At 60.8% G+C, this 24420-nt stretch carries 21 protein-coding genes; 9 read left to right on the forward strand and 12 right to left on the reverse strand.

Going from position 1 to position 24420, the window contains the following annotated elements; all coding sequences use genetic code 11:
- The first annotated feature begins 119 nt into the window (after positions 1-119).
- The gene (locus AC3WP4_RS26805; protein ID WP_102616557.1) at positions 120-1436 is read left to right on the forward strand and encodes an MFS transporter; all 1317 of its coding nucleotides are present in this window, start codon (positions 120-122) and stop codon (positions 1434-1436) included.
- Positions 1437-1544: 108 nt separating this feature from the next.
- Here AC3WP4_RS26805 and purT read toward each other — a convergent pair whose 3' ends face one another.
- The 5 genes from purT to AC3WP4_RS26830 form a co-directional block, all read right to left on the reverse strand.
- The gene (gene purT, locus AC3WP4_RS26810) at positions 1545-2726 is read right to left on the reverse strand and encodes a formate-dependent phosphoribosylglycinamide formyltransferase (RefSeq protein ID WP_074879900.1); all 1182 of its coding nucleotides are present in this window, start codon (positions 2724-2726) and stop codon (positions 1545-1547) included.
- Positions 2727-2826: 100 nt separating this feature from the next.
- Positions 2827-3294: a 7-cyano-7-deazaguanine/7-aminomethyl-7-deazaguanine transporter gene (locus AC3WP4_RS26815; protein WP_076029875.1), complete on the reverse strand. Its 468-nt coding sequence runs from the start codon at positions 3292-3294 to the stop codon at positions 2827-2829.
- Positions 3295-3508: 214 nt separating this feature from the next.
- Positions 3509-3724, reverse strand: a complete 216-nt coding sequence (locus tag AC3WP4_RS26820; protein ID WP_074879906.1) for a DUF1289 domain-containing protein — start codon at positions 3722-3724, stop codon at positions 3509-3511.
- Positions 3721-4245 carry a gamma carbonic anhydrase family protein gene (locus AC3WP4_RS26825; protein WP_007936184.1) on the reverse strand — a complete coding sequence of 175 codons (525 nt, stop codon included), beginning with the start codon at positions 4243-4245 and terminating at the stop codon, positions 3721-3723. Before AC3WP4_RS26825 ends, AC3WP4_RS26820 begins: the two co-directional genes overlap by 4 nt.
- A 67-nt stretch (positions 4246-4312) precedes the next feature.
- Positions 4313-4912: a CoA pyrophosphatase gene (locus AC3WP4_RS26830; RefSeq protein ID WP_074879909.1), complete on the reverse strand. Its 600-nt coding sequence runs from the start codon at positions 4910-4912 to the stop codon at positions 4313-4315.
- 146 nt (positions 4913-5058) lie between these two features.
- Here AC3WP4_RS26830 and AC3WP4_RS26835 point away from each other — a divergent pair, with 146 nt between their 5' ends.
- The 7 genes from AC3WP4_RS26835 to nagE all read left to right on the forward strand — a co-directional run bounded on the left by AC3WP4_RS26835 (position 5059) and on the right by nagE (position 13832).
- A complete protein-coding gene (locus AC3WP4_RS26835) occupies positions 5059-5610 on the forward strand; it encodes an NUDIX hydrolase (RefSeq protein WP_074879912.1) in 552 nt (183 codons plus the stop codon).
- 64 nt (positions 5611-5674) lie between these two features.
- Positions 5675-6178 carry a L,D-transpeptidase family protein gene (locus tag AC3WP4_RS26840; protein ID WP_074879915.1) on the forward strand — a complete coding sequence of 168 codons (504 nt, stop codon included), beginning with the start codon at positions 5675-5677 and terminating at the stop codon, positions 6176-6178.
- Between the two features lie 341 nt (positions 6179-6519).
- A complete protein-coding gene (locus AC3WP4_RS26845) occupies positions 6520-7251 on the forward strand; it encodes a GntR family transcriptional regulator (protein WP_102616556.1) in 732 nt (243 codons plus the stop codon).
- Between the two features lie 34 nt (positions 7252-7285).
- Positions 7286-8392, forward strand: coding sequence for an N-acetylglucosamine-6-phosphate deacetylase (gene nagA, locus AC3WP4_RS26850; protein WP_102616555.1), 1107 nt, complete (start codon positions 7286-7288; stop codon positions 8390-8392).
- Positions 8373-9395 carry an SIS domain-containing protein gene (locus tag AC3WP4_RS26855; protein ID WP_102616554.1) on the forward strand — a complete coding sequence of 341 codons (1023 nt, stop codon included), beginning with the start codon at positions 8373-8375 and terminating at the stop codon, positions 9393-9395. The genes nagA and AC3WP4_RS26855 overlap by 20 nt, the downstream gene beginning before the upstream one ends.
- Before the next feature lie 163 nt (positions 9396-9558).
- The gene (gene ptsP / locus AC3WP4_RS26860) at positions 9559-12075 is read left to right on the forward strand and encodes a phosphoenolpyruvate--protein phosphotransferase (protein ID WP_102616553.1); all 2517 of its coding nucleotides are present in this window, start codon (positions 9559-9561) and stop codon (positions 12073-12075) included.
- 41 nt (positions 12076-12116) lie between these two features.
- A complete protein-coding gene (gene nagE, locus AC3WP4_RS26865) occupies positions 12117-13832 on the forward strand; it encodes an N-acetylglucosamine-specific PTS transporter subunit IIBC (RefSeq protein WP_102616552.1) in 1716 nt (571 codons plus the stop codon).
- Between the two features lie 189 nt (positions 13833-14021).
- Here nagE and cutA read toward each other — a convergent pair whose 3' ends face one another.
- Together cutA and purL are read right to left on the reverse strand one after the other, a co-directional pair.
- Positions 14022-14333, reverse strand: a complete 312-nt coding sequence (cutA, locus tag AC3WP4_RS26870; RefSeq protein WP_102616551.1) for a divalent cation tolerance protein CutA — start codon at positions 14331-14333, stop codon at positions 14022-14024.
- Positions 14334-14353: 20 nt separating this feature from the next.
- Entirely contained in the window at positions 14354-18250 is a 3897-nt protein-coding gene (gene purL, locus AC3WP4_RS26875; protein ID WP_076029868.1) for a phosphoribosylformylglycinamidine synthase, read from the reverse strand.
- Between the two features lie 274 nt (positions 18251-18524).
- Between purL and mltF the strand changes: the two genes are divergently transcribed.
- Positions 18525-19985 (forward strand): membrane-bound lytic murein transglycosylase MltF, encoded by a 1461-nt coding sequence (gene mltF, locus AC3WP4_RS26880; protein ID WP_074879938.1) that lies wholly within the window; start codon positions 18525-18527, stop codon positions 19983-19985.
- 154 nt (positions 19986-20139) lie between these two features.
- On the opposite strand, the gene pdxJ is transcribed toward mltF, so the two are convergent.
- From pdxJ to lepB, 5 genes are all read right to left on the reverse strand, one after another.
- Entirely contained in the window at positions 20140-20886 is a 747-nt protein-coding gene (gene pdxJ, locus AC3WP4_RS26885) for a pyridoxine 5'-phosphate synthase (RefSeq protein WP_102616550.1), read from the reverse strand.
- 49 nt (positions 20887-20935) lie between these two features.
- Entirely contained in the window at positions 20936-21622 is a 687-nt protein-coding gene (gene recO, locus AC3WP4_RS26890; protein WP_074879946.1) for a DNA repair protein RecO, read from the reverse strand.
- 172 nt (positions 21623-21794) lie between these two features.
- On the reverse strand, positions 21795-22697 hold the full coding sequence (era, locus tag AC3WP4_RS26895) for a GTPase Era (RefSeq protein ID WP_008151577.1): 903 nt from the start codon (positions 22695-22697) through the stop codon (positions 21795-21797).
- Positions 22690-23379 (reverse strand): ribonuclease III, encoded by a 690-nt coding sequence (gene rnc / locus AC3WP4_RS26900; protein WP_033053426.1) that lies wholly within the window; start codon positions 23377-23379, stop codon positions 22690-22692. The genes era and rnc overlap by 8 nt, the downstream gene beginning before the upstream one ends.
- 184 nt (positions 23380-23563) lie before the next feature.
- Complete coding sequence (gene lepB, locus AC3WP4_RS26905; RefSeq protein ID WP_074879949.1) at positions 23564-24418, reverse strand: signal peptidase I; 855 nt, start codon at positions 24416-24418, stop codon at positions 23564-23566.
- Positions 24419-24420 lie beyond the last annotated feature (2 nt).

Consider the following 24420-nt stretch of genomic DNA (forward strand, 5'->3'; position numbering starts at 1 on the left):
GCTTACCCAAGCCCCGCCATACCCCCGTGCTACCCGCACCCCGCATCAAACCCACATCCCTGGGTGTTCGACCATAATAATTCGCTCCACTGGGGCACATGACTGTCAGGGATAACCGCATGACGACCAGCACGACTTATAACGACGCCGCGCCTGCACAACCGACGAACTCCGCCACCCGCGTGGCGACCGCGAGTTTCATCGGCACCGCCATCGAGTTCTACGATTTCTACGTCTATGCCACTGCCGCTGCGCTGGTGATCGGTCCGGTGTTTTTTCCGCAGACCTCCGGCACGGCCCAGATGCTGTCGGCGTTCCTCACCTTCGGCATCGCCTTCCTGGCTCGACCGCTGGGATCGGCGCTTTTCGGTCACTTCGGCGACCGTATCGGGCGCAAATCGACACTGGTTGCCTCGCTGCTGCTGATGGGCGTATGCACCACGCTGATCGGCGTGCTACCGGGTTACGACAGCATCGGCGCCTGGGCGCCGATCCTGCTTTGCGTGCTGCGCTTCGGCCAAGGCCTGGGGCTCGGCGGCGAATGGGGCGGCGCGGCGTTGCTGGCGACGGAGAATGCACCAAAGGGCAAACGCGCCTGGTTTGGCATGTTCCCGCAACTCGGCCCCTCGATTGGTTTCCTCGCGGCCAACGGCCTGTTTCTGACGCTGGCCATGACCCTGGACGACGAGCAGTTCCGCTCGTGGGGCTGGCGGATTCCGTTCCTGCTCAGTGCCGCGCTGGTGATGGTTGGCCTGTACGTGCGCCTCAAGCTTCACGAAACCCCGGTGTTTGCCAACGCAATGGCGCGCCAGGAACGGGTGAAAATCCCATTGGTCGAGCTGTTCAGCCAATATTGGGCACCGATGCTGCTGGGTGCCGGATCGATGGTGGTGTGCTACGCGCTGTTCTATATCTCGACGGTGTTTTCGCTGAGCTATGGCGTGTCGACGCTCGGCTACACCCGCGAGACCTTCCTCGCGCTGCTGTGCTTCGCCGTGCTGTTCATGGCCGCCGCCACGCCGCTGTCGGCCTTGGCCAGTGATCGATACGGGCGCAAACCGGTGCTGATCATCGGCGGTGTGCTGGCGATTCTGTCCGGCTTCCTGATGGAGCCCCTGTTGACCCAAGGTTCGACCTGGGGCGTGGCGCTGTTCCTGTGCATCGAACTGTTTCTGATGGGCGTGACGTTTGCGCCGATGGGCGCGTTGCTGCCGGAGCTGTTTCCAACCCACGTGCGTTATACCGGTGCATCGGCGGCCTACAACCTGGGCGGCATTGTCGGAGCGTCGGCGGCACCGTTCTTCGCACAGAAGTTGGTGGCGATGGGTGGTTTGAGTTATGTCGGCGGGTATGTGTCGGGGGCGGCGGTGCTCAGCTTGATTGCTGTGCTGTGCCTGAAGGAAACGCGCGATAACGATCTGAATCGGGTGGCTTAAAAAGCCAGAGCATCGCGAGCAGGCTCACTCCCACAGGGGGACCGCGTTCTGTCAAAAGAACGCGCCCCCCCTGTGGGAGTGAGCCTGCTCGCGATGGGCGCGACTCGGTTACAACTCTACAACAACAGCTTGGGACGCGCGGGTCGCTTTAGCCCGTGCAGCCTCGATCGACTCATCCCGCGCCAACGCCACACCCATCCGGCGCTGACCATTGACCTCAGGCTTGCCAAACAGACGCAACGCCGTATCCGGCTCGCTCAACGCAGCACCGAGATTGGCGAAAGCCGTCTGAGTCGACTGCCCTTCCACCAGAATCACCGCCGAAGCCGATGGCCCGAACTGACGGATCAATGGAATCGGCAGGCCCAGAATCGCCCGTGCGTGCAGTGCGAATTGCGACAGGTCCTGGGAAATCAACGTCACCAGACCGGTGTCATGTGGACGCGGCGAGACTTCGCTGAACCAGACTTGATCGCCTTTGATGAACAGCTCGACACCAAACAGACCACGGCCACCCAAGGCTTCAGTGACGGCTTTGGCAACGCGCTCGGATTCGGCCAGGGCAATCGGGCTCATGGCTTGTGGCTGCCACGATTCCTGATAGTCGCCCTTCTCCTGACGGTGGCCGACTGGCGCGCAGAACGTCGTGCCGCCAACGTGGCGCACGGTCAACAGGGTGATTTCGTAGTCAAAGTCGATAAAGCCTTCGACGATCACGCGGCCTTTACCGGCACGACCGCCTTCTTGCGCGTAATCCCAAGCGGTTTTCACGTCATCGGCACTGCGCAGCAGGCTCTGGCCTTTACCTGACGAGCTCATCACCGGTTTGACCACACAGGGGAAACCGAGGTCTTCGACAGCCTTGCTGTAATCCTCGAAGGTGTCGGCAAAGTGGTACGGCGAGGTCGGCAAGTCCAGTTCTTCAGCGGCCAGGCGACGGATGCCTTCGCGGTTCATGGTCAGCTGCGCGGCGCGAGCCGTCGGGATCACGGTGAAGCCTTCGGCTTCCAGCTCCACGAGGGTCGCGGTGGCAATGGCTTCGATTTCCGGCACGATGAAATGCGGCTTTTCGGCTTCGATCACCGCACGCAGGGCGGCGCCGTCGAGCATGTTGATCACATGGCTGCGATGCGCGACCTGCATGGCCGGCGCGTTGGCGTAGCGATCCACGGCAATCACTTCAACGCCCAGGCGTTGCAGCTCGATCACCACTTCCTTGCCCAACTCACCACAGCCACACAGCAGTACGCGGGTCGCGGTTGGCGACAATGGAGTTCCGATACGGGTCATCTCAGGTCCTCAAAGGAGCGGATCATCGAGGGACGCGACGCCTGGCGCGCTTCCCATGGGGAGAAAGCGCGGCATTTTACATGAACCGGCGGGTTTGGCTTCAGCTGACGACTGCCTGCTTGCGCAAGCGCCAGGCCATCACGATCCACACCACGGTCACACCCGCGAACTTCGAGCCCATGGCCGTGAGGATCACGCCTGGAGTAAAAGCATCGATCATGCCGAAGAAAATGAAGGTATCGAGGGGAATGCTCAGCGCCGAACTTATCCACAGGCGGTCGTGCAAGGGACGCTTGGTGATGCTGAACACCAGCCAGTCAATGCACTCCGAGACGGCGAACGCTGTGGCGCTGGCCAGCGCGATGGAGGGATCGGATGTCACGTAGGACAACACCAGCGCTGCCAGCATCGCCACGATTGCGCCATGGCCGAAACGGGTTTGCACCATGTCGCGCAAAACGAAGATCAAACCACCCCAGGCCGACCAGATGATGTCCAGGTGCGGGGCGGTGGAAAAGGCGTAGTTGGTCAGCACGACGCTGCTGATGTAGGCGATCAGGAAGAGCATGGGACGGCGGGATACCTGTCAATTTGGCGGACAGGGTACTTTGCACCAAACCCAAACGCGAATCCTGTAGCAGCTGTCGAGCCTGCGAGGCTGCGTTCGGCTGCGAAGCAGTCGTGAATCCTGTGCACGCGGTTTGCCTGGAAGACCGAGGTGCCTGATTTTGCGACCGCTTCGCCCGAACGCGGACCGAGCCGAACGCAGGCTCCGCCAGCTGCTACAAGTTAGGAGTTTTGCCGATCATCCAGAGAATCCCGCTGGATTTGGCCCGCTCATGACACAACCCCAACACCGTGCGCCGCTCTTCGTTGTCCATCCGACTCCAGCGGGTGATCTCTTCCACGGTGCGCTGACACCCGGTGCAAATATCGTCCTCGTCCAGCGCGCAGATATTCACGCAAGGCGATCGAACCGGGCGTTCGGGCGTGCTCATTGTTCCTGCTCAACCAGATCGCGGGCATAACGTTGTGAGTTATGCACATAGTGAGCAGCGCTGGCTTCCAGCATTTTTTTCTGCGGTTCGGTCAGCTCGCGCACCACTTTGCCGGGGGAACCCATGACCAGCGAACCGTCAGGAATCTCCTTGCCCTCACCGATCAATGAGTTGGCGCCGATGATGCAGTTCTTGCCGATTTTCGCGCCGTTGAGGATCACCGCGTTAATCCCGATCAAGCTGTAATCGCCCACCGTGCAGCCATGAAGCATGGCGTTATGGCCGATGGTCACGCCGGTGCCGATGGTCAGGGGATAACCCATGTCGGTGTGCATCACCGTGCCATCCTGGACGTTGCTGTTCTTGCCGATCAGGATCAGTTCGTTGTCGCCACGCAGCACCGCGTTGAACCAGACGTTGGCGCCCTCTTCCAGCTTGACCTTGCCCACCAGAACGGCATTGGGTGCGACCCAGCTCTGCGGATGGGTTTCGACACGGGCGTCGCCCAGGCGATATTTCATCTTGTTGTCCTCAAGGCCAGGCTGGCTCACTTGCAAAAATCGGCTTCACGCCATACGGGCGATGGCGTCAGGTATTGATAAATGTCTTGGGTGGCTGGTGCAGGCTGATTTTGGCGTCATAGAGCAGGTTGATCAACTCGACGATCATAATCGCCGTGAGGCCCCAGATTTTGTACTCGCCATAACGATAGCTCGGCACGTACCAACTGCGGCCCTGGTAATCGATTCGATGGGTGTGCTCGCGTGGGTCCTTGCGGAAGAACTCCAGCGGTACGCTGAAAACGGCGGCAATCTCGGCATCGTTGGCCCGGTACTCGACAAAGTCCGGAATCACACCGACATAGGGTGTGACCTTGATGCCGTGCAGGGAGATCAACGGGCTCAGCGGGCCGATCACTTCGACCAGCCCCGGCGGCAGGCCGATTTCTTCTTCAGCTTCGCGCAGGGCGGTGAAAACAAGGTCCGGGTCTTCAGGGTCGCGTCGCCCGCCGGGAAAGGCAACTTCGCCGCCATGGGTCGAGAGCCCGCTGGCGCGCAGGGTCAGAACCAGTTCCGGCTCGTCGCTGCGGGTGATGGGCACCAGCACGGCGGCTTCAGGGAAACGTTTATCGGTTTCCAGTGTGCTTGGGGTGTGATTGCTAACTCGGTGAAGTAGCTCGTCCAGCATGAGTCTTCTCGATTTGTTCTCTATCTCGCATCATGCACCAATCGAACCGGCCGCCCAACCCCATAAACACTGCATGTCGCTAAACGACAACTTGCCGACAGACACCGCCGCACGCCAAGATAGGCGCAGCATTCAGGAACCCAAGCATGAAATTTTGCAGTCAGTGCGGCAACCCGGTGACCCAGCGTATTCCAGAGGGCGATTCGCGCCTGCGTTTTGTCTGTGACAGCTGTCAGGCGATTCACTACCAGAACCCCAATATCGTCGCCGGTTGCGTCGCGACCTGGGGTTCCAAGGTCTTGCTGTGCCGACGTGCCATCGAGCCTCGGCTCGGTTATTGGACCCTGCCCGCCGGCTTCATGGAAAACGGTGAAACCATCGAGCAGGCGGCCATTCGCGAGACGGCCGAAGAAGCCTGTGCGCGGGTGCGCAACCTGACCCTCTATACGTTGATCGACGTGCCGCACATCAGCCAGGTGCATGTGTTCTTCCGTGCCGAACTGGTGGACCTGGACTTTGCCGCCGGCCCCGAAAGCCTGGAAGTGCAGCTTTTCGACGAAGCCGACATCCCGTGGTCCGAGTTGGCTTTCCGCACAGTGGGCCGTACCTTAGAATGCTTCTTCGCTGACCGGCGGACCGAGGTCTACCCCGTGCGGTCCGAGTCAATCCCGCCGCTCGCTCAGCCTGCCAACACATAAGCTCCTGGCTCTAAAATCACCTATAACTTATATAGTCGCGACACCTTTTAGGGATATCGTTTCAATGCGCTGGTTGCTTGCCCTGTTTTGCTTGGCGTTCGTCGCTGTTTCCCAGGCTTCCGTTGCGGAAACGCTGGACGGCAAAGTCATCGAAAAAGTCCTGGTGCTCAAGTCCGCCCATCAATTGCAATTGATCAATGACGGCAAGCCAATCAAGACCTATCGCATTTCCCTGGGCAAACGCCCCAAGGGGCCGAAGCTGATGGAAGGCGACAAACGCACGCCTGAAGGTTTCTATTGGCTGGACTGGCGCAAGGTCAGCGATAAATTCAACCTGGCGATGCACATCTCCTACCCGAACATCAGCGATTCCGCGCGTTCCCGGCGTGAAGGCGTGGACCCCGGCGGCATGATCATGATCCATGGCACCCCGGACACGGAAGAAAACCCCGAGGACCTGTTCCACACGCTGGACTGGACCGACGGCTGCATTGCCATGCGCAACATGGACATGCGCGAGGTTTGGGGTTTGGTGCCGGACGGCACGATGATCGAAATCCGCCCGTAATCCCCCTTCTATGATCGTTCCCACGCTCTGCGTGGGAACGATCAATTGGGCTACCTTTGGTCGCTCATCAAAAAATAAATTCAAAAGATCGCAGCCTGCGGCAGCGCCTACCGGGTAGATACCAATTCACCGTGTAAGAGCTGCCGCAAGCTGCGATCTTTGCGCTAAAAACTCCCACCGCTAATACCACTTCAAACCATCAACCCTATTGCCCATCAATCCGGGCAGGCTTTCCAGCGCCAACCGCAAAGTGGTCTCATTGACATGGTATTTAAGTGGTATTAGGTTTCGTCTCACCACCGGGCGACAACAATCCTATATCCGCATCGGACCAAACCTACATGAATGACCTCCAGGCCCTACGCCCTGACGACACCCAGCCCACGCCGTTGTACCTGCAACTGGCGCGTAATCTGGAAACGGCGATCCATGCCGGCCAGTGGAAAGCCGAACAGGCCATGCCGTCGGAGCGCAACCTCAGCGAAATGCTGGGCATCTCCCGCGTCACCGCCCGCAAGGCACTGGAAGTTCTGTTCGAACAAGGCCTGATTCGCCGCAACCAGGGTTCCGGCACCTTCATCACCCCACGCCTGGAACAACCGCTGTCGCGCCTCTCGGGTTTCAGCGAGATGCTGCGGCTGAAAGGCTTCGTCCCCGGCTCGCAATGGCTGGAACGGGAAATCACTCCGCCGACCCACGAAGAACTGATCCGCCTGGGCCTCTCGCCGAACGACAAGGTTGCGCGGCTAAAGCGTCTGCGCAAAGCCGACGACACGGTGATGGCGATCGAGATGAGCACCCTGCCCGCCTCGATCATTCCCAAGCCGCAAGCGGTGGGCGACTCCCTGTACGAATACCTCGACGGCATCGGCAAGCCGATCGTCCGTGCCTTGCAGCACATTCAGGCGATCAACGCCTCGGACGAATTCGCCACCCTCGTGGGCATCGCCCCCGGCACCGCCATGTTGCTGATGACCCGGGTCGGCTACCTGGAAGACAACACGCCGATCGAAGTCACCGACACCTATTGCCGCAACGACTACTACGACTTTGTCGCAGAGCTTCGCCGCTAAAAGATTGCCGCCAATCGAGCAACGAGAACCGATCATGTCCGAAGACAATATCCTCACCGCCCACGGCTGGGTTCGCGGCCGGCTGATTCACGAACACGGCAAGGTCGTCTCGATCGAAGGCCAACCGTGCGATCCGGCCGACAACGACCTGCCTTACCTGCTTCCGGGTTTCATCGACCTGCACGTTCATGGCGGCGGCGGCAAAGACATCATGGAAGGTGCGCCAGCCTTCGAGACCATCACCAAAACCCACGTGCGTTTCGGCACGACCTCGCTGCTGGCGACCACCATGACCGCGCCGCCTGCAGAAATTTCCAGCGTGCTCAAAGCCGTTGGCGAGTACTGCGAGCGGCGTCCGAAAGGCAGCGCCCGAGTCCTCGGCGTGCACCTCGAAGGTCCGTACATCAACCCCGGAAAACTCGGCGCGCAACCGAATTTCGCCCACACCGCGTTGATAGCCGAAGTCGAAGAATACCTGGCACTGGCGCCAATCCGAGTGATCACCATCGCCCCGGAAATCGCCGGCCACGACGCCTTGATCCGTGACCTCAGCGCTCGCGGCGTGCGCATGCAAATCGGCCATACCCTGGGCAGTTACGAGGAAGGCGTTGCCGCGCTTGAAGCCGGCGCCAGCAGTTTCACTCACCTCTACAACGCCATGAGCCCGCTGCATCACCGCGAGCCGGGCATCGTCGGCGCGGCACTGGCTCACGCCAAATACGCCGAACTGATTCCGGATTTGCTGCACGTACACCCCGGCGCCATCCGTGTGGCCTTGCGTTCGATCCCGTGCCTGTATTGCGTCACCGATTCGACCGCCGCAGCGGGTATGCCCGACGGTGAGTACAAGCTCGGCAGCCACACCGTGACCAAATGCCTGGGCGGCGTGCGCTTGCCCGACGGCACGCTGGCCGGCAGCACACTGACCATGGATCAGGCCCTGCGCAATCTGGTGAAGATCGGTTTGCCCATTGCCGAGGCCTCGCAACGTCTTTCGCAATTCCCCGCCGACTACCTCGGCCTCAACGAACGCGGGCGCCTGCAACCCGGCGCCTGGGCCGACTGCGTGCGGCTCGATCGCTCACTCACACTGACCGCCGTCATGGTCGAAGGAGAAGACATTGACTTCAAAAATGCTTGAAGAGGCGCTGTCCTCGTTCGAGGCCGTGCAAGCCCAATTGCAAGAGCTCGACCCGCAGATGATCGAGATCGCCGGGCGCCTGCGCCGTCAGCCGCCGCAAGTGGTGATGACCGTCGCTCGTGGCAGCTCCGATCATGCCGCCAGTTACTTCGCCTACCTGACCATGCAGCAATTGGGCTTCCCGGTGGCGTCGTTGCCGATGTCGGTGGTGACCATGCTGCAAGCGCCATTGAAGGTCAGCGGCCAAGTGGCGTTCGCCTTTTCGCAGTCCGGGCAAAGTCCCGATCTGGTGAACAGCATGCGCCTGCTGCGCAAGCGCGGCGCCCTGAGCATCTCGATGGTCAATGCCGAGAGTTCGCCGCTGGAGGCCGCGTGTGAGTTCAGCCTGCCGCTGTGTGCCGGCACCGAAAGTAGCGTTGCGGCAACCAAGAGTTTTATCGCCACTCTCAGCGCCAGCGCCCGTCTGATCGGCCACTGGAAAGAGGACGTGGAATTGCTTGAGGCCGGCCTCGCCCTGCCGGAAGGTTTGCGCGAAGCGGCGAAACAGGACTGGAGCCTGGCCATCGATGCCTTGCGTGATTGCCAGCGCCTGATGGTGATTGGCCGTGGCGCCGGTTTCGCCATCGCCCAGGAAGCCGCGTTGAAATTCAAGGAAACCTCGGCGATCCAGGCCGAAGCCTTCAGCAGCGCCGAGGTCCGCCACGGCCCGATGGCGTTGATCGACGAACATTATCCACTGCTGATCTTCGCCCCGCGCGGCGCCGAGCAAGCCGGTTTGCTGAGCCTCGCCACCGACATGCGTCAGCGCGGTGCCCGCGTATTGCTGGCCGCACCCGATGACATTGCCGAACGCGACCTCACCCTGACCCGCGCCGAACACCCGGCCCTCGACCCGATTCTGGCCATCCAGAGTTTCTACGTCATGGCCGCCGGTCTGGCCGTCGCCCGAGGCATGGACCCGGACCAGCCACGGCACTTGAGCAAAGTGACCCGCACCCATTGAGCGGGAAACCCTGTAGCAGCTGTCGAGTGAAACGAGGCTGCGATCTTTTCAACGCAGGATCAAAAAAAACGCAGCCTCGTTTCACTCGACAGCTGCTACAGGGCGAGTTGATCCGAAAGGGCAAGTTGATCCGAACCGTAGTTTTTACTGATGAGACCGAGCCATGCACAACAATAATAAAGAGCTGACCCTCAGCGCCCCGCTCAGCGGCCCGGTGCTCACGCTCGCCAAAGTCCCGGACCCGGTGTTCGCCAGCGGCGCCATGGGCGACGGGATCGCCATCGATCCGCTGAACGACACCCTCCACGCCCCGTGCGCCGGTGTCGTGGTACACGTCGCGCGCACCGGCCACGCCGTTACCTTGCGTGCCGACAACGGCGCCGAATTGCTGCTACACCTGGGCCTCGACACGGTCGCGTTGCAGGGCGAAGGCTTCTCGATGCTGGTCAAGGAAGGTGCGCGGGTCAGCAACGGCCAGCCGCTGTTGCGCTACGACCTGGACAAGGTCGCGCAGCAGTGCAAAAGCCTGGTCAGCCTGATGATCCTGACCAACAGCCAGGACTTTCAGGCGCGACCGATCACGCTGAAGTCAGTGAAAGTGGGCGAGCCATTGCTGCACATCATTCGTCGGCACGCGTCGGGCGCGCAGACCGAAGCGGAGCTCTGCGGGGAAGCGATTCATGGCCACATTCGCATCGCCCATCGCGGCGGTTTGCATGCCCGTCCGGCAGCGCTGATTCGCCAGACGGCGCAAGGTTTCAAGAGCCAATCGCAGCTGCACTTCGCTGGCAAATCGGCGACCTGCGACAGCTTGATCGGCTTGATGGGTTTGGCCGTCGGCGAGCAGGACGAGGTTCAGGTCAGCTGCCAGGGCCCGGACGCCGAAGCCGCGTTGCAAGCATTGCTGATCGCCTTATCCACAGCGCTGGCCGAAGACAGCCACGCCGCCGCGCCGACACCGATGGCCCGACGTACTCGAGCGGCCGAAGCGGGCGTGCTGCACGGTGTTTGTGCCGCTCCCGGCCTGGTGGGCGGGCCGTTGTTCCGCTTGAACGCCATCAGCCTGCCGGTGGATGCCGGCAACCATGATCCCGAGCAACAGCGGCTCGTTCTCGACTCCGCGCTGACGGTTGTGCGCAGTGAAATCGAGCACACGCTGACCCAAGCCAGGAAACATAAAAACACCGACGAAGAAGCGATCTTCGCCGCACACCTGGCCCTGCTCGAAGACCCGGCGCTGCTGAACGCAGCCAACACCTCCATCGACCAAGGCATGGCCGCAACCCACGCCTGGAGCCGATCGATCGACGTCCAGTGCGAAGTGCTCCAGCAACTTGGCAGCCCGTTGTTGGCCGAACGCGCCAATGATCTGCGCGACCTCAAACAACGCGTGCTGCGCGCCCTGCTCGGCGAAAGCTGGCACTACGACGTGCCGGCCGGCGCCATCGTCGCTGCGCATGAACTGACGCCGTCCGATCTGCTGCAACTGAGCCAGCAAGGTGTTGCCGGGTTGTGCATGGCCGAGGGCGGCGCGACTTCCCACGTGGCGATTCTCGCTCGCGGCAAAGGTTTACCGTGCCTGGTCGCGCTGGGTTCTACGCTGCTGGATCAGCAGCAAGGCCAAGCGGTTGTGCTGGATGCCAATAACGGTCGTCTCGAACTAATGCCGAATGCCGAACGTTTGGCCGAGGTGCATCAGGCGCAACTCGATCATCAACAGCGCCGCGCCGAACAACAGTCCAAGGCTCACAGCCCGGCGCTGACGCTCGACGGCTTGCAGATTGAAGTCGCCGCCAATGTGGCCTCCAGCGCTGAAGCGGGTGATGCCTTGGCCAATGGCGCCGACGGCGTCGGCTTGCTGCGTACCGAGTTTCTGTTTGTGGATCGCAACACCGCACCGGACGAAGAGGAACAGCGCGCCGCCTATCAAGCCGTGCTCGACGCCATGGGCGACAAGTCGGTGATCATCCGCACCATCGACGTCGGCGGCGACAAACAACTCGACTATTTGCCACTGCCGGCGGAGGCCAACCCGGTGCTTGGCCTGCGCGGCATTCGCCTGGCTCAGGTCCGTCCGGAAATCCTCGATCAGCAATTGCGCGCCTTGCTGCACGTCAGCCCGCTGTCGCGCTGCCGGATCCTGCTGCCGATGGTGACCGAAGTCGATGAGTTGCTGCACATCCGCCAGCGTCTCGATGCGTTGTGCACTGAACTCGGTGTGCTTGAACGCCCGGAGCTGGGCGTGATGATCGAAGTCCCCGCCGCCGCGCTGCTGGCCGAGCAACTTGCAGAGCATGCGGACTTCCTGTCGATCGGCACCAACGACTTGTCGCAATACACCCTGGCCATGGACCGCGACCACGCCGGCCTCGCTTCGCGGGTCGACGCCATGCACCCGGCATTGCTGCGGCTGATCGCCCAGACCTGCGCCGGTGCTGCGCTGCATAACCGTTGGGTCGGTGTCTGCGGCGCGCTCGCCTCCGATCCGCTGGCCACCCCGGTACTGATTGGCCTGGGCGTCAGCGAGTTGTCGGTCAGCCCGGTGCAGATCGGTGAAATCAAGGATCGCGTCCGCCACCTGGACGCGAGCGAATGCCGACGCATCAGCCAGGGTTTGCTCAAGTTGAGCAGCGCCACTGCGGTGCGTCACGCCTGTCACCAGCAATGGCCTCTGAGCTGAGCTCTCAACAACAAAACAACAAGAACCCAGGGAGATTCGCCATGTATCAATACTTCATCGAAGGCCTGCAACGCCTCGGCCGCGCGCTGATGCTGCCGATCGCGATCCTGCCGATCGCCGGCCTGTTGCTGCGCCTGGGCGACACCGACCTGCTGAACATCGCGATCATCCACGACGCCGGCCAGGTCATCTTCGCCAACCTGGCAATGATCTTCGCCATCGGCATCGCCGTCGGTTTCGCCAAGGACAACAACGGCACTGCAGGCCTGGCCGGCGTCATTGGCTATCTGGTGATGATCTCCACCCTCAAGGTGCTCGACGCGAGCATCAACATGGGCATGCTCGCCGGGATCGTCAGCGGCTTGATGGCGGGCGCGCTGTACAACCGTTTCAAGGACATCAAACTGCCGGAGTACCTGGCGTTCTTTGGCGGCCGGCGCTTCGTGCCGATTGTCACCGGGTTCGCCGCCGTCGGCCTGGGCGTCATTTTCGGCTTGATCTGGCCGCCCATCCAACACGGCATCAACAGCTTCGGCACCTTGATGATGGAGAGCGGCAGCTTCGGCGCGTTCGTCTTTGGCGTATTCAACCGCTTGCTGATCGTCACCGGGCTGCACCACATCCTCAACAACATGGCGTGGTTCGTCTTCGGCAACTTCACTGATCCGACCACGGGCGCCATCGTCACTGGCGACTTGTCGCGCTACTTCGCCGGCGACCCGAAGGGCGGCCAGTTCATGACCGGTATGTTCCCGGTGATGATCTTCGGTCTGCCGGCCGCGTGCCTTGCGATGTACCGCAATGCTTTGCCGGAGCGCCGCAAGGTCATGGGCGGGATCTTTCTGTCGATGGCGCTGACGTCGTTTTTGACCGGTGTGACTGAGCCGATCGAATTCGCCTTCATGTTCCTCGCGCCGCTGCTTTTTCTAGTGCATGCGTTGTTGACCGGACTGTCGATGGCGATCACCAACCTGCTGAACATTCACCTCGGGTTTACGTTTTCCGGTGGCTTGATCGACATGATTCTCGGCTGGGGAAAATCCACCAACGGCTGGCGGATGGTACCGGTCGGCCTGGCGTATGCGGTGATCTACTACGGGGTGTTTGATTTCTGCATTCGTCGGTTCAACTTGAAGACGCCGGGGCGTGAAGATGTTCTCAATGGCGACAAAGTCGTCATCGCCGACAACGAACGGGCCGGCGCTTACATCAAGGCACTGGGCGGTGCGCAGAATTTGATCACCGTGGGTGCATGTACTACTCGGTTGCGGCTGGACATGGTGGATCGCAACAAGGCGAACGATGCGCAATTGAAAGCGCTGGGGGCGATGGCGGTGGTGCGTCCGGGCAAGGGCGGGAGTTTGCAGGTGGTGGTCGGGCCGATGGCGGACAGCATTGCCGATGAGATTCGCCTGGCGATGCCTGCTTTGGGGCGAGCGATCATTTCCTCCCCTGCTGCGGTGATCGATGCGCCGAAACTAGCTGCGGTGGCGCCGCTGGAAGCGCAGCAATGGCTGAATGCGTTGGGCGGCGGCGAGAACGTGTTGCAGATGGACTGCATCGCCATGACCCGGATTCGATTGCAACTGGCAGACGGCAAGGCGTTGTCGGAATGTGATCTGAAAGCGTTGGGATGCCTGGGTGTCAGTCAGTTGGAGGGCGGGATTTGGCATCTGCTGATTGGCGACAAGGCATCGAGTTTGAATGAGGCACTGGAGGCATTGGTGAATCGCAGTGAGGTGAGTGCCAAGGTTTAGATCCTGGCCCGATCGTTCCCACGCTCTGCGTGGGAATGCCGCCAGGGACGCTCCGCGTTCCGCTTCAGAATGTGACGCAGAGCGTCACGGGATGCATTCCCACGCAGAGCGTGGGAACGATCATTTTCAGGCAAAAAAAAAAACCCGCTGATCTTCATCAGCGGGTTTTTCATTTCAGCGGCAGGCGGATCAAAAATCCTCCAACCGCCACACCTCATAAGCCGGCGTCTCGTAGGGATGACTCTGCTTCAGAGCCTCCACTACCGCGCGAATCAACTCGTCGCTGACCACAAGCTCAACCTTCCATTCCTCAACCTGCTCGACCTGCCCCGCTTCCCCAATGAACGGCTGACTGCCATCCAGCGGGCGAAACTGACCGAGGCCGAGCACTTGCCAGGCGCAATGGTCGTACGCACCGATCCGTCCGCCACCGGCGGCGAATACGGCACTTTTCACGTCTTCGACGTGACTGGTTGGAACAAAAAAACTGAGCTTGTACACAGCGCTTAGTTCACCCGCTCTTAGTTCACCCAGACGCGCGCATTACGGAACATACGCATCCAAGGTGCGTCTTCGTTCCAGTCTTCCGAACGCCACGAGTTCTGCACGGCGCGGAACACACGTTCCGGGTGCGGCATCATGATCGTTACGCGACCGTCGCGGCTGGTCAAACCGGTGATCCCGCGCGGCGAGCCGTTCGGGTTGGCCGGGTAGTTTTCAGTGACCTTGCCGTGGTTGTCGACGAAACGCATCGCCACGCAACCGGACAGATCGGCTTCCAGCAACGCTTCTTCGCTGGCGAACTCGGCATGACCTTCACCGTGAGCAATAGCGATCGGCATACGCGAACCGGCCATGCCTTGCAGGAAGATCGAGTTCGATTCCTGGACCTGAACCATCGCCACACGGGCTTCGAACTGCTCGGAACGGTTACGCACAAAGTGTGGCCAGAACTCGCTGCCCGGGATCAGCTCGTGCAGGTTGGACATCATCTGGCAACCGTTGCACACGCCGAGGGTGAAGCTGTCGTTACGTTCGAAGAAGCCCTGGAACGCATCGCGAGCGCGGCTGTTGAACAGCGCGGACTTGGCCCAGCCTTCACCGGCGCCCAATACGTCGCCGTAGGAGAAACCGCCGCAAGCCACCAGACCTTTGAACTCGTTCAGGTCGACACGGCCGGCCAGAATGTCGCTCATGTGCACGTCGATTGCGTTGAAGCCGGCGCGGTCGAACGCGGCCGCCATTTCCACCTGACCGTTGACGCCCTGCTCACGCAGCACGGCAACCTGTGGACGGATGCCTTTCTTGATGTAAGGCGCGGCGACGTCCTGGTTGACGTCGTAGCTCAGCTTGACGCTCAGACCCGGGTTGTCTTCTTCCAGCAGCACGTCGAACTCTTGTTCGGCGCAGTCGGCGTTATCACGCAGGCGCTGGATCTGGTAGCTGGTCTCCGCCCACTGACGTTGCAGCAGACGACGCTGACCTTCGAACACGGTTTCGCCGTTGAAGGTGATGCTGATCTCGCCGTTGTTCATCGGCTGACCGATCACCGACACGCACTCGCCCAGACCGGCAGCGCTGAACTGCGCAAGGATGTCCGGAGTGGCGTCCTGGCGAACCTGGATCACGGCGCCCAGTTCTTCGTTGAACAGGATCGCGGCGATGTCGGCGGAAGTCTCGGCCAGACCATCGAGGTTCAGGCTCAGGCCGCAATGACCGGCGAAGGCCATTTCCACGACGCTGGTCAGCAGACCACCGTCGGAACGGTCGTGGTAAGCCAGCAAATGACCGTCGGCGTTGAGGCCCTGGATCACGGCGAAGAAGGCTTTGAGGTCTTCGGCGTCGTCGACGTCCGGCGCTTGCGAACCGAGCTTGCCGTGAACCTGGGCCAGGATCGAGGCGCCCATGCGGTTCTGGCCACGGCCCAAATCGATCAGGATCAGGTCGGTGGTGCCCTTGTCCATGCGCAGTTCCGGCGTCAGGGTCTGACGGATGTCAGCCACAGGCGCAAAACCGGTCACGATCAGGGACATCGGCGAGGTCACGGTCTTGTCGACACCTTCGTCGTTCCAGCGCGTGGCCATGGACATGGAGTCCTTGCCCACCGGAATGGTAATGCCCAGGTCCGGGCACAGCTCCATGCCGACTGCTTTCACGGTGTCGTACAGACGCGCATCTTCGCCTGGGTGACCGGCAGCGGACATCCAGTTGGCCGACAGTTTGATGTCGGAGATCTTGTTGATGCGCGAAGCCGCGATGTTGGTCAGGGTTTCGCCGATGGCCATGCGGCCCGACGCCGGAGCGTCCAGCAGTGCCAGCGGAGTACGCTCGCCCATGGCCATGGCTTCACCGGTGTACACGTCGAAGCTGGTAGCGGTAACGGCAACGTCAGCCACCGGAACCTGCCACGGGCCGACCATCTGATCACGGGCCACGAGGCCGGTGATGGTGCGGTCGCCGATGGTGATCAGGAAGCTTTTGCTCGCCACGGCCGGGTGATGCAGAACGCGTTCGACGCAGTCTGCGATCTCCAGGGTCGAAGGATCGAAATCATCGCCCAGTTCGTTTTCGCGAACAGCCGAACGGTGCATGCGCGGGGCTTTGCCCAGCAGCACTTCCAGTGGCATGTCCACCGGGCTGTTGCCGAAGTGACTGTCGGTGACCGTCAGTTGCGGTTCGGCAGTGGCTTCGCCGACCACGGCAAACGGGCAACGCTCACGTTCGCAGATCGCCTGGAAGCGTTCGAAGTCAGCCGGGCCGACCGCCAGAACGTAGCGTTCCTGGGATTCGTTGCTCCAGATTTCGTGCGGGGCCATGCCCGGCTCGTCGTTTGGAATGTTGCGCAGTTCGAAGCGACCGCCACGGTTGCCATCGTTGACCAGTTCCGGGAAGGCGTTGGACAGACCGCCCGCGCCGACGTCGTGGATGAAGCTGATCGGGTTGTGTTCACCCAACTGCCAGCAACGGTCGATGACTTCCTGGCAGCGACGTTCCATTTCCGGGTTTTCGCGCTGTACGGATGCGAAGTCCAGGTCTGCCGAGCTGGTGCCGGTGGCCATGGAGGAAGCCGCGCCGCCGCCCAGGCCAATCAGCATCGCCGGGCCGCCGAGGACGATCAGCTTGGAGCCAACGGTGATCTCGCCTTTCTGCACGTGTTCGGCACGGATGTTACCCATACCGCCGGCCAGCATGATCGGCTTGTGGTAACCGCGAACTTCGTCGCCACGCGGGGTGGTGATCGACTGTTCGAAGGTACGGAAGTAACCGGTCAGGGCAGGACGACCGAATTCGTTGTTGAACGCGGCACCACCCAGTGGGCCTTCGATCATGATGTCCAGCGCGGTCACGATGCGTTCAGGCTTGCCATACGGCACTTCCCACGGCTGTTCGAAGCCCGGGATTTGCAGGTTGGACACGGTGAAACCGGTCAGGCCAGCCTTTGGCTTGGCGCCGCGACCGGTAGCGCCTTCGTCGCGAATTTCGCCACCGGAACCGGTGGATGCGCCCGGGAACGGGGCAATCGCGGTCGGGTGGTTGTGAGTCTCGACTTTCATCAGGATGTGCACCGGTTCCTGCACCGCGCCGTACTGGCGGGTTTCAGGGTCCGGGAAGAAACGGCCGGCGACGTTACCGACGATCACCGAAGCGTTGTCCTTATAAGCCGACAGAACGCCTTCGCTGTGCATCACGTAGGTGTTCTTGATCATGCCGAACAGGCTTTTTTCCTGGCTCTGGCCGTCGATGTCCCAACTGGCGTTGAAGATCTTGTGACGGCAGTGCTCGGAGTTCGCCTGGGCGAACATCATCAGTTCGATGTCGTGGGGGTTGCGCTTCAAGCCGACGAAGGCGTTGACCAGGTAGTCGATCTCGTCTTCGGCCAGGGCCAGGCCCAGCTCGGTGTTGGCTTTTTCCAGCGCGGCGCGGCCGCCACCCAGTACGTCGATGGCAGTCAGCGGTTTCGGTTCGGCGTGGCTGAACAGGCCGGCGGCTTGTTCAAGGTTGCCGAGGACGATCTGGGTCATGCGGTCGTGCAGACCATCGGCAATAAGCTGCGCTTCAGCGTCGCTGAACTGGCCGGCGACGTAGAACGCGATGCCGCGCTCCAGGCGCTGGATTTTCGTCAGGCCGCAGTTGCGAGCGATGTCGCTGGCTTTACTGGACCATGGCGAGATGGTGCCGAAACGCGGCAACACCAGGAACAGACGACCGGTCGGCTCTTGTACCGGAACACTTGGGCCGTACTTCAGAAGGCGCGCGAGCACCTGCTGTTCGTCGCCGGTCAGGACGCCGGTGACTTCGGCGAAGTGAGCGAATTCAGCATACAAGCCACTGACAGCCGGAACTTTCTGGCTCAGTTGCTCAAGGAGTTTGCTGTGGCGAAAGGCAGAAAGGGCAGGAGCGCCGCGCAGGATCAACATCTTCGGGACAGCCTCGGGAAGGGGTGTGCTTTGAGGCCGTGCATTCTAGCCTAAACAGGCCGCGACATCACCCGAAACGGTACGGGCGGCTGCACCCGGGCGTCGGGCCGGGGGTTCGGACATAAAACAGGCACATGCCGAGCGTTATTTTTTCTGTCACAAAATGCTGTCCGGGCCCATTCCTGCGGGCTCATGAGCGGTTTTCAGTTGCCTAGCAGACAAGCCCATCGCTGTCGAGATATGGCGCTCGTGGTCCTTTGCGTATACTGCGCAGATGTTTTCCCCAACGGCTTTGCGTCCGCGGTTCGCCAAATGGCTGATCGCAACCGGACTCTTCCTAGTGCTCAGTGGCTGTGTTGATAAACCCAACACGCTGGAGCGCGTAAAGGAGGATGGCGTGCTGCGGGTGGTTACCCGAAACAGCCCCGCCACCTACTTTCAGGATCGCAACGGTGAAACCGGCTTCGAATACGAGCTGGTGAAGCGCTTCGCCGACGATCTGGGGGTGGAACTCAAAATCGAAACCGCCGACAACCTCGACGACCTGTTCAATCAGGTAGGCAAGCCCAACGGCCCGGTGATCGCTGCTGCCGGCCTGGTCAGCAGCGAAGCACGTAAAAAGCAGGTGCGGTTTTCCCACTCCTATCTCGAAGTTACCCCACAGGTCATCTATCGCAACGGCCAATCGCGGCCGACCGACGCGAAGGACCTGGTGGGCAAGAAGATCATGGTGCTCAAGGGCAGCACCCACGCCGAGCAATTGGCGGAGCTGAAAAAGAAATATCCCGGCATCGAATACGAAGAGTCCGACGCTGTTGAAGTCGTCGACTTACTGCGCATGGTCGATGAAGATCAGATTGACCTGACCCTGGTGGACTCAAACGAAGTCGCGATGAACCAGGTCTACTTCCCTAAGGTGCGGGTAGCCTTCGACCTCGGTGACGCCAGCAACCAGAGCTGGGCGGTGGCCGCTGGCGACGACAACAGCCTGCTCAACGAGATCAACGACTACCTCGACAAGGTGAAGAAAAACGGCACCCTGCAACGGCTGAAAGACCGCTATTACGGGCACGTCGATGTGCTGGGTTACATGGGCGCCACCACCTTCGCCCAACACTTGCAGCAACGCCTGCCCAAATACGAACAGCACTTCAAGACGTACGCCAAGAAAGAGAAAGTCGATTGGCGCTTGCTGGCCGCGGTCGGCTATCAGGAATCGCTGTGGCAAGCAGCCGTCACGTCGAAGACCGGCGTGCGCGGGCTGATGATGCTGACCCAGAACACTGCGCAGGCCATGGGCGTGTCCAATCGCCTGGACCCCAAACAAAGCATCATGGGTGGCGCCAAGTACCTGGCCTACATGAAGGAACAGCTGGACGAGTCGATCCAGGAGCCGGATCGTACCTGGTTTGCACTGGCGGCCTACAACGTTGGCAGCGGTCATCTGGATGACGCGCGCAAACTGGCGGCCAAGGAAGGTCTGAATCCGGACAAGTGGCTGGACGTGAAAAAGATCCTGCCGCGTTTGTCCGAGAAGAAGTGGTACAGCAAAACCCGTTACGGCTATGCCCGTGGCGGCGAACCCGTTCACTTCGTGGCGAACATCCGCCGCTACTACGACATCCTGACGTGGGTGACGCAGCCGCAGCTGGAAGGCAATCAGGTCGCCGAGGGCAACCTGCATGTGCCGGGGGTCGACAAGACCAAGCCGACTCAGGAAACCCCACAGCTTTAAAGCCTGACCCCAATCAAAATGTGGGAGTGAGCCTGCTCCGGGCGGCGTTCCGACGATGGCTTCTTAACATTCAACAAAAATGTTGCCTGTAAAACCGCTATCGTCGGAACGCCGCCCGGAGCAGGCTCGCTCCCACAGTGTTTTGTGTTTGGCTTTAGGCTTTGGCGGCGGCGGCCAGGATCAGTGCTTTCATTTCAGACACCGCCGACTTGAACCCGACGAACAACGCATGAGCCACCAGCGCGTGGCCGATGTTCAGCTCGTTGATGCCCTTGATCGCCGCTATAGCTTCAACGTTGTGGTAGTGCAGACCGTGACCCGCGTTGACGATCAAACCTTGGGCCAGGCCAAACGCCACGCCATCCGCCACACGCTTGAGCTCTTCAGCCACCTCGGTCGGCGTCTCGGCATCGGCGTAACGACCGGTATGCAGCTCGATAGCCGGCGCACCCACCCGACGGGACGCTGCGATCTGCTGCTCGTCAGCATCAATGAACAGCGACACTTCACAGCCGATCTTTGACAGACGATCCACCGCCGCCTTGATCCGCGCCTCCTGCCCCGCCACGTCCAGACCACCTTCGGTCGTCAGCTCCTGACGGGTTTCCGGCACCAGGCAAATGTGCGCCGGACGAATGCGCTCGGCGAACGCCATCATCTCTTCGGTGACGCCCATTTCGAAGTTCATGCGGGTTTGCAGCACATCCTTGAGCAGCAACACGTCGCGCTCTTGAATGTGTCGACGATCCTCGCGCAGGTGCACGGTGATGCCGTCAGCGCCCGCCTCTTCCGCGTCCAGCGCAGCCTTGACCGGGTCTGGATAGCGCGTGCCCCGGGCCTGACGCAGAGTGGCAACGTGGTCGATGTTCACGCCAAGAAGAATGCGATTGCTGGTGGTCACGGAAGCGCTCCTGAAGAAGGGAAAGTTCGGTGCACAGCATACGGGGTGATCAGGGCTTGCGAAACAACTCGCGACTCACCAAGGGACGACCGCCCAGATGAACCGCCAGTGCCTGACGCATCAATCGCTTGGCTGCCGATAGCGCACCGGGGGCAGACCAATCTGCATCGGCCATGGCCAACAGCTCGGTACCATTGAACAGACCGGGTTGCAGCAGATAGACCCGTTCAAGCCCCGCATCCACTTGCAGACGGTAAAGACCGTCCGGCGCGATGGGCTCGCCATGGACGTCGGTGGTCAAGGCGAAGCCGTAACCCAAGTCATCCAGCAGCCGCCATTCGAAGGAACGCAATAACGGTTCCAGCGGACGACCTTCGGCCAGCGCAAGCAGGGTCGCGGCGTAGTGATCGAAGACAGCGGGATGCGGGTCTTCGGACGGCAGCAGCCGAATCAACAGCTCATTGAGGTAGAGACCGCTGAACAGCGCTTCACCGTTGAGCCAAGTGGAGACGCCAGCGCTTTCCATGCGACCGACGTTCTTCAGTTCACCACGGCCACGGAACTCGACTTCCAGCGGCACGAACGGCCGCGCCAACGTCCCGGCCTTGCCCCGCGCACTGCGCAACACCGCCCGCAGCCGGCCTTGCGGCGTGAGGAAATCCACCAATGCGCTGTTCTCGCGATAAGCGCGGGAGTGGAGGACGTAGGCGGGTTGGCCGATGGGGGTTTGAGACATGGAAGTCAGGGTTCTCAATGAGTCAGCACAGATTTATAAACCACCCAAAACCAATGTGGGAGCGAGCCTGCTCGCGATGAGGACCTGACATTCAACATTGATGTTGACTGGCAGACCGCTATCGCGAGCAGGCTCGCTCCCACAGGGTACTTCGGTGTCTCAGGAACCGGTGTTACAGGTCGCCGTAACCCAGCGAACGCAAGGCGCGCTCATCGTCGGACCAGCCACCTTTCACCTTGACCCAGAGGTTGAGCATGATCTTGGAGTCGAACAGCAACTCCATGTCCTTGCGTGCCTCGGTGCCGATGCGCTTGATCCGCTCGCCCTTGTCGCCAATGATGATTTTCTTCTGGCCGTCGCGCTCGACGAGGATCAAGGCATGGATGTGCAGGGTTTTGCCCTGCTGCTTGAACTCTTCGATTTCGACGGTGATCTGGTACGGCAGTTCGGCGCCCATCTGGCGCATGATTTTCTCGCGTACCAGTTCAGCGGCGAGGAAGCGGCTGCTGCGGTCGGTGATCTGGTCTTCCGGGAAGAAGTGATCGTTTTCCGGTAGGTAACCGGCAATCACGCGCTCCAGCGTTTCGAGGTTATGCCCGTGCTGGGCCGAGATCGGCATGATCTGCGCGTTCGGCAACTGTTCCTGCAACCAGGTCAGGTGCGGCATCAGCTCGGCTTTGTCTTCAATGCGGTCAGTCTTGTTCAGCGCCACGATCAGCGGGCCGGTCACGTATTGGACGCGCTCGAGGACCATCTGGTCTTCGTCGGTCCACTTGGTGCGATCAACCACGAAGATCACCACGTCGACGTCTTTCAACGCCGCCGAAGCGGTCTTGTTCATGTAGCGGTTCAGGGCTTTCTCGCCACCTTTGTGCATGCCGGGGGTGTCGACGTAGATCGCCTGCACGGCGCCTTCGGTCTTGATGCCGAGCATGTTGTGGCGAGTGGTCTGAGGCTTGCGCGAGGTGATCGCCAGCTTCTGACCGAGGATGTGGTTCAGCAGCGTGGACTTGCCCACGTTGGGACGGCCAACGATGGCGACATAGCCACAGCGAGTTGCAGTTGAATCAGTCATGGCCATTCTCCACGCCCAGGGCAATCAGTGCTGCAGCGGCCGCTACCTGTTCGGCAATACGACGGCTCACACCCTGACCTCGGCTTTTTTCATTCAGTAAGGTGATTTCACATTCGACGAAGAACGTCCGGCAATGCGGCTCACCCTGGATATCCACCACTTCGTAACGTGGCAGTTCGCAACCGCGCGACTGCAGGAACTCTTGCAGGCGGGTTTTTGGATCTTTGTTGGTGTCGACCAGCGTCAGGCCTTCGAACTCCCCGGCCAGCCAGGCCAGCACGCGTTCGCGTGCCATGTCCATGCCGGCATCCAGGTAGATCGCACCGATCAGCGCTTCAAGGGCATCGGCCAGAATCGACTCGCGACGAAAACCGCCGCTTTTCAATTCACCGGAACCCAGGCGCAGGTATTCGCCCAGATCGAAACCACGAGCCAGTACGGCCAGGGTCTCGCCTTTCACCAGGCGTGCGCGCAAGCGCGACAACTGACCTTCGCGGGCCAGCGGGAAGCGATCGAACAGCGCCTCGCCAGCGACAAAGTTAAGGATGGCATCACCGAGGAATTCCAGGCGTTCGTTGTTACGCCCGGCAAAGCTGCGGTGAGTCAGGGCCAGGACCATCAGTTCCTGATCCTTGAAGGTGTAACCGAGCTGACGCTCGAGACGGCTTAAGGAGACGCTCACGGTTTACCCACGCTGAGTTCGTGGCTGGATTCCACCGCCATCGCCGAGAGTCTGCGCAGGCTTGGGACAATTAACGCTGTGTTCAAAAATTACGTCCTGAATATCATTGTTTTCATGCTTCTGGCGCCGATTGTGCCGGTTCCAGAAATGCATTCGGCGCTGTGTTCAACAGCGCCGTGTGTGATTACTTGATCAGGCCAACCCGCGAGAAATTCGGCAGGTGACTGAGTTTAGGTTCTGGCCAGCTCATCCAGACTGCGAAGGCCTTGCCGACGATATTCTTGTCGGGAACCATGCCCAGCAGATCCTTGGGAATGCTCGGGTCATCCCAGTAGCGACTGTCGTTCGAGTTGTCGCGGTTGTCGCCCATCATGAAGTAGTGCCCGGCAGGCACGGTCCATGTACGGTCCGGCGATGCACGATAGCGGCTCATTTCCTTGCGGATCTGGTGCTCAGCGACGCCGAGTTTTTCCTTGTAGAGCTCAGCGCTGCCCAACGTGCCCGGCTCGGAGCCGACCAGTTGTTCGGCAACCGACTCACCGTTGACGAACAGACGCTTGTCGGCGGTGTAACGAATCTGGTCACCCGGCAGGCCCACCACACGTTTAATGTAGTTGACGTTCGGATCGCTCGGGTAGCGGAACACCATCACATCGCCACGCTGTGGATCACCGACTTCGATGACTTTCTTGTCGATCACCGGCAAGCGGATCCCGTAAGAAAACTTGTTCACCAGAATGAAGTCGCCGACGTCCAGGGTCGGTTTCATCGAGCCGGAAGGAATCTGGAACGGTTCCACCAGGAACGAACGCAGCACCAGTACGATGAACAACACCGGGAAGAACGACTTGCCGTATTCGACCAGCAGCGGCTCTTTGTTCAGTTTCTCGACCACCACCATGTCAGCCTGGCTGACGCTACCCTGGTAAGAGTTAATGGCAGCCCGGCGCCGTGGCGCCAGGAACAGCAGATCGAGCAACGCCAACAGGCCGCAGACGAACACGGCGATGACCAGCAACAGCGGGAAATTTAGTGACATAG

Source organism: Pseudomonas sp. FW305-20, assembly GCF_058788075.1.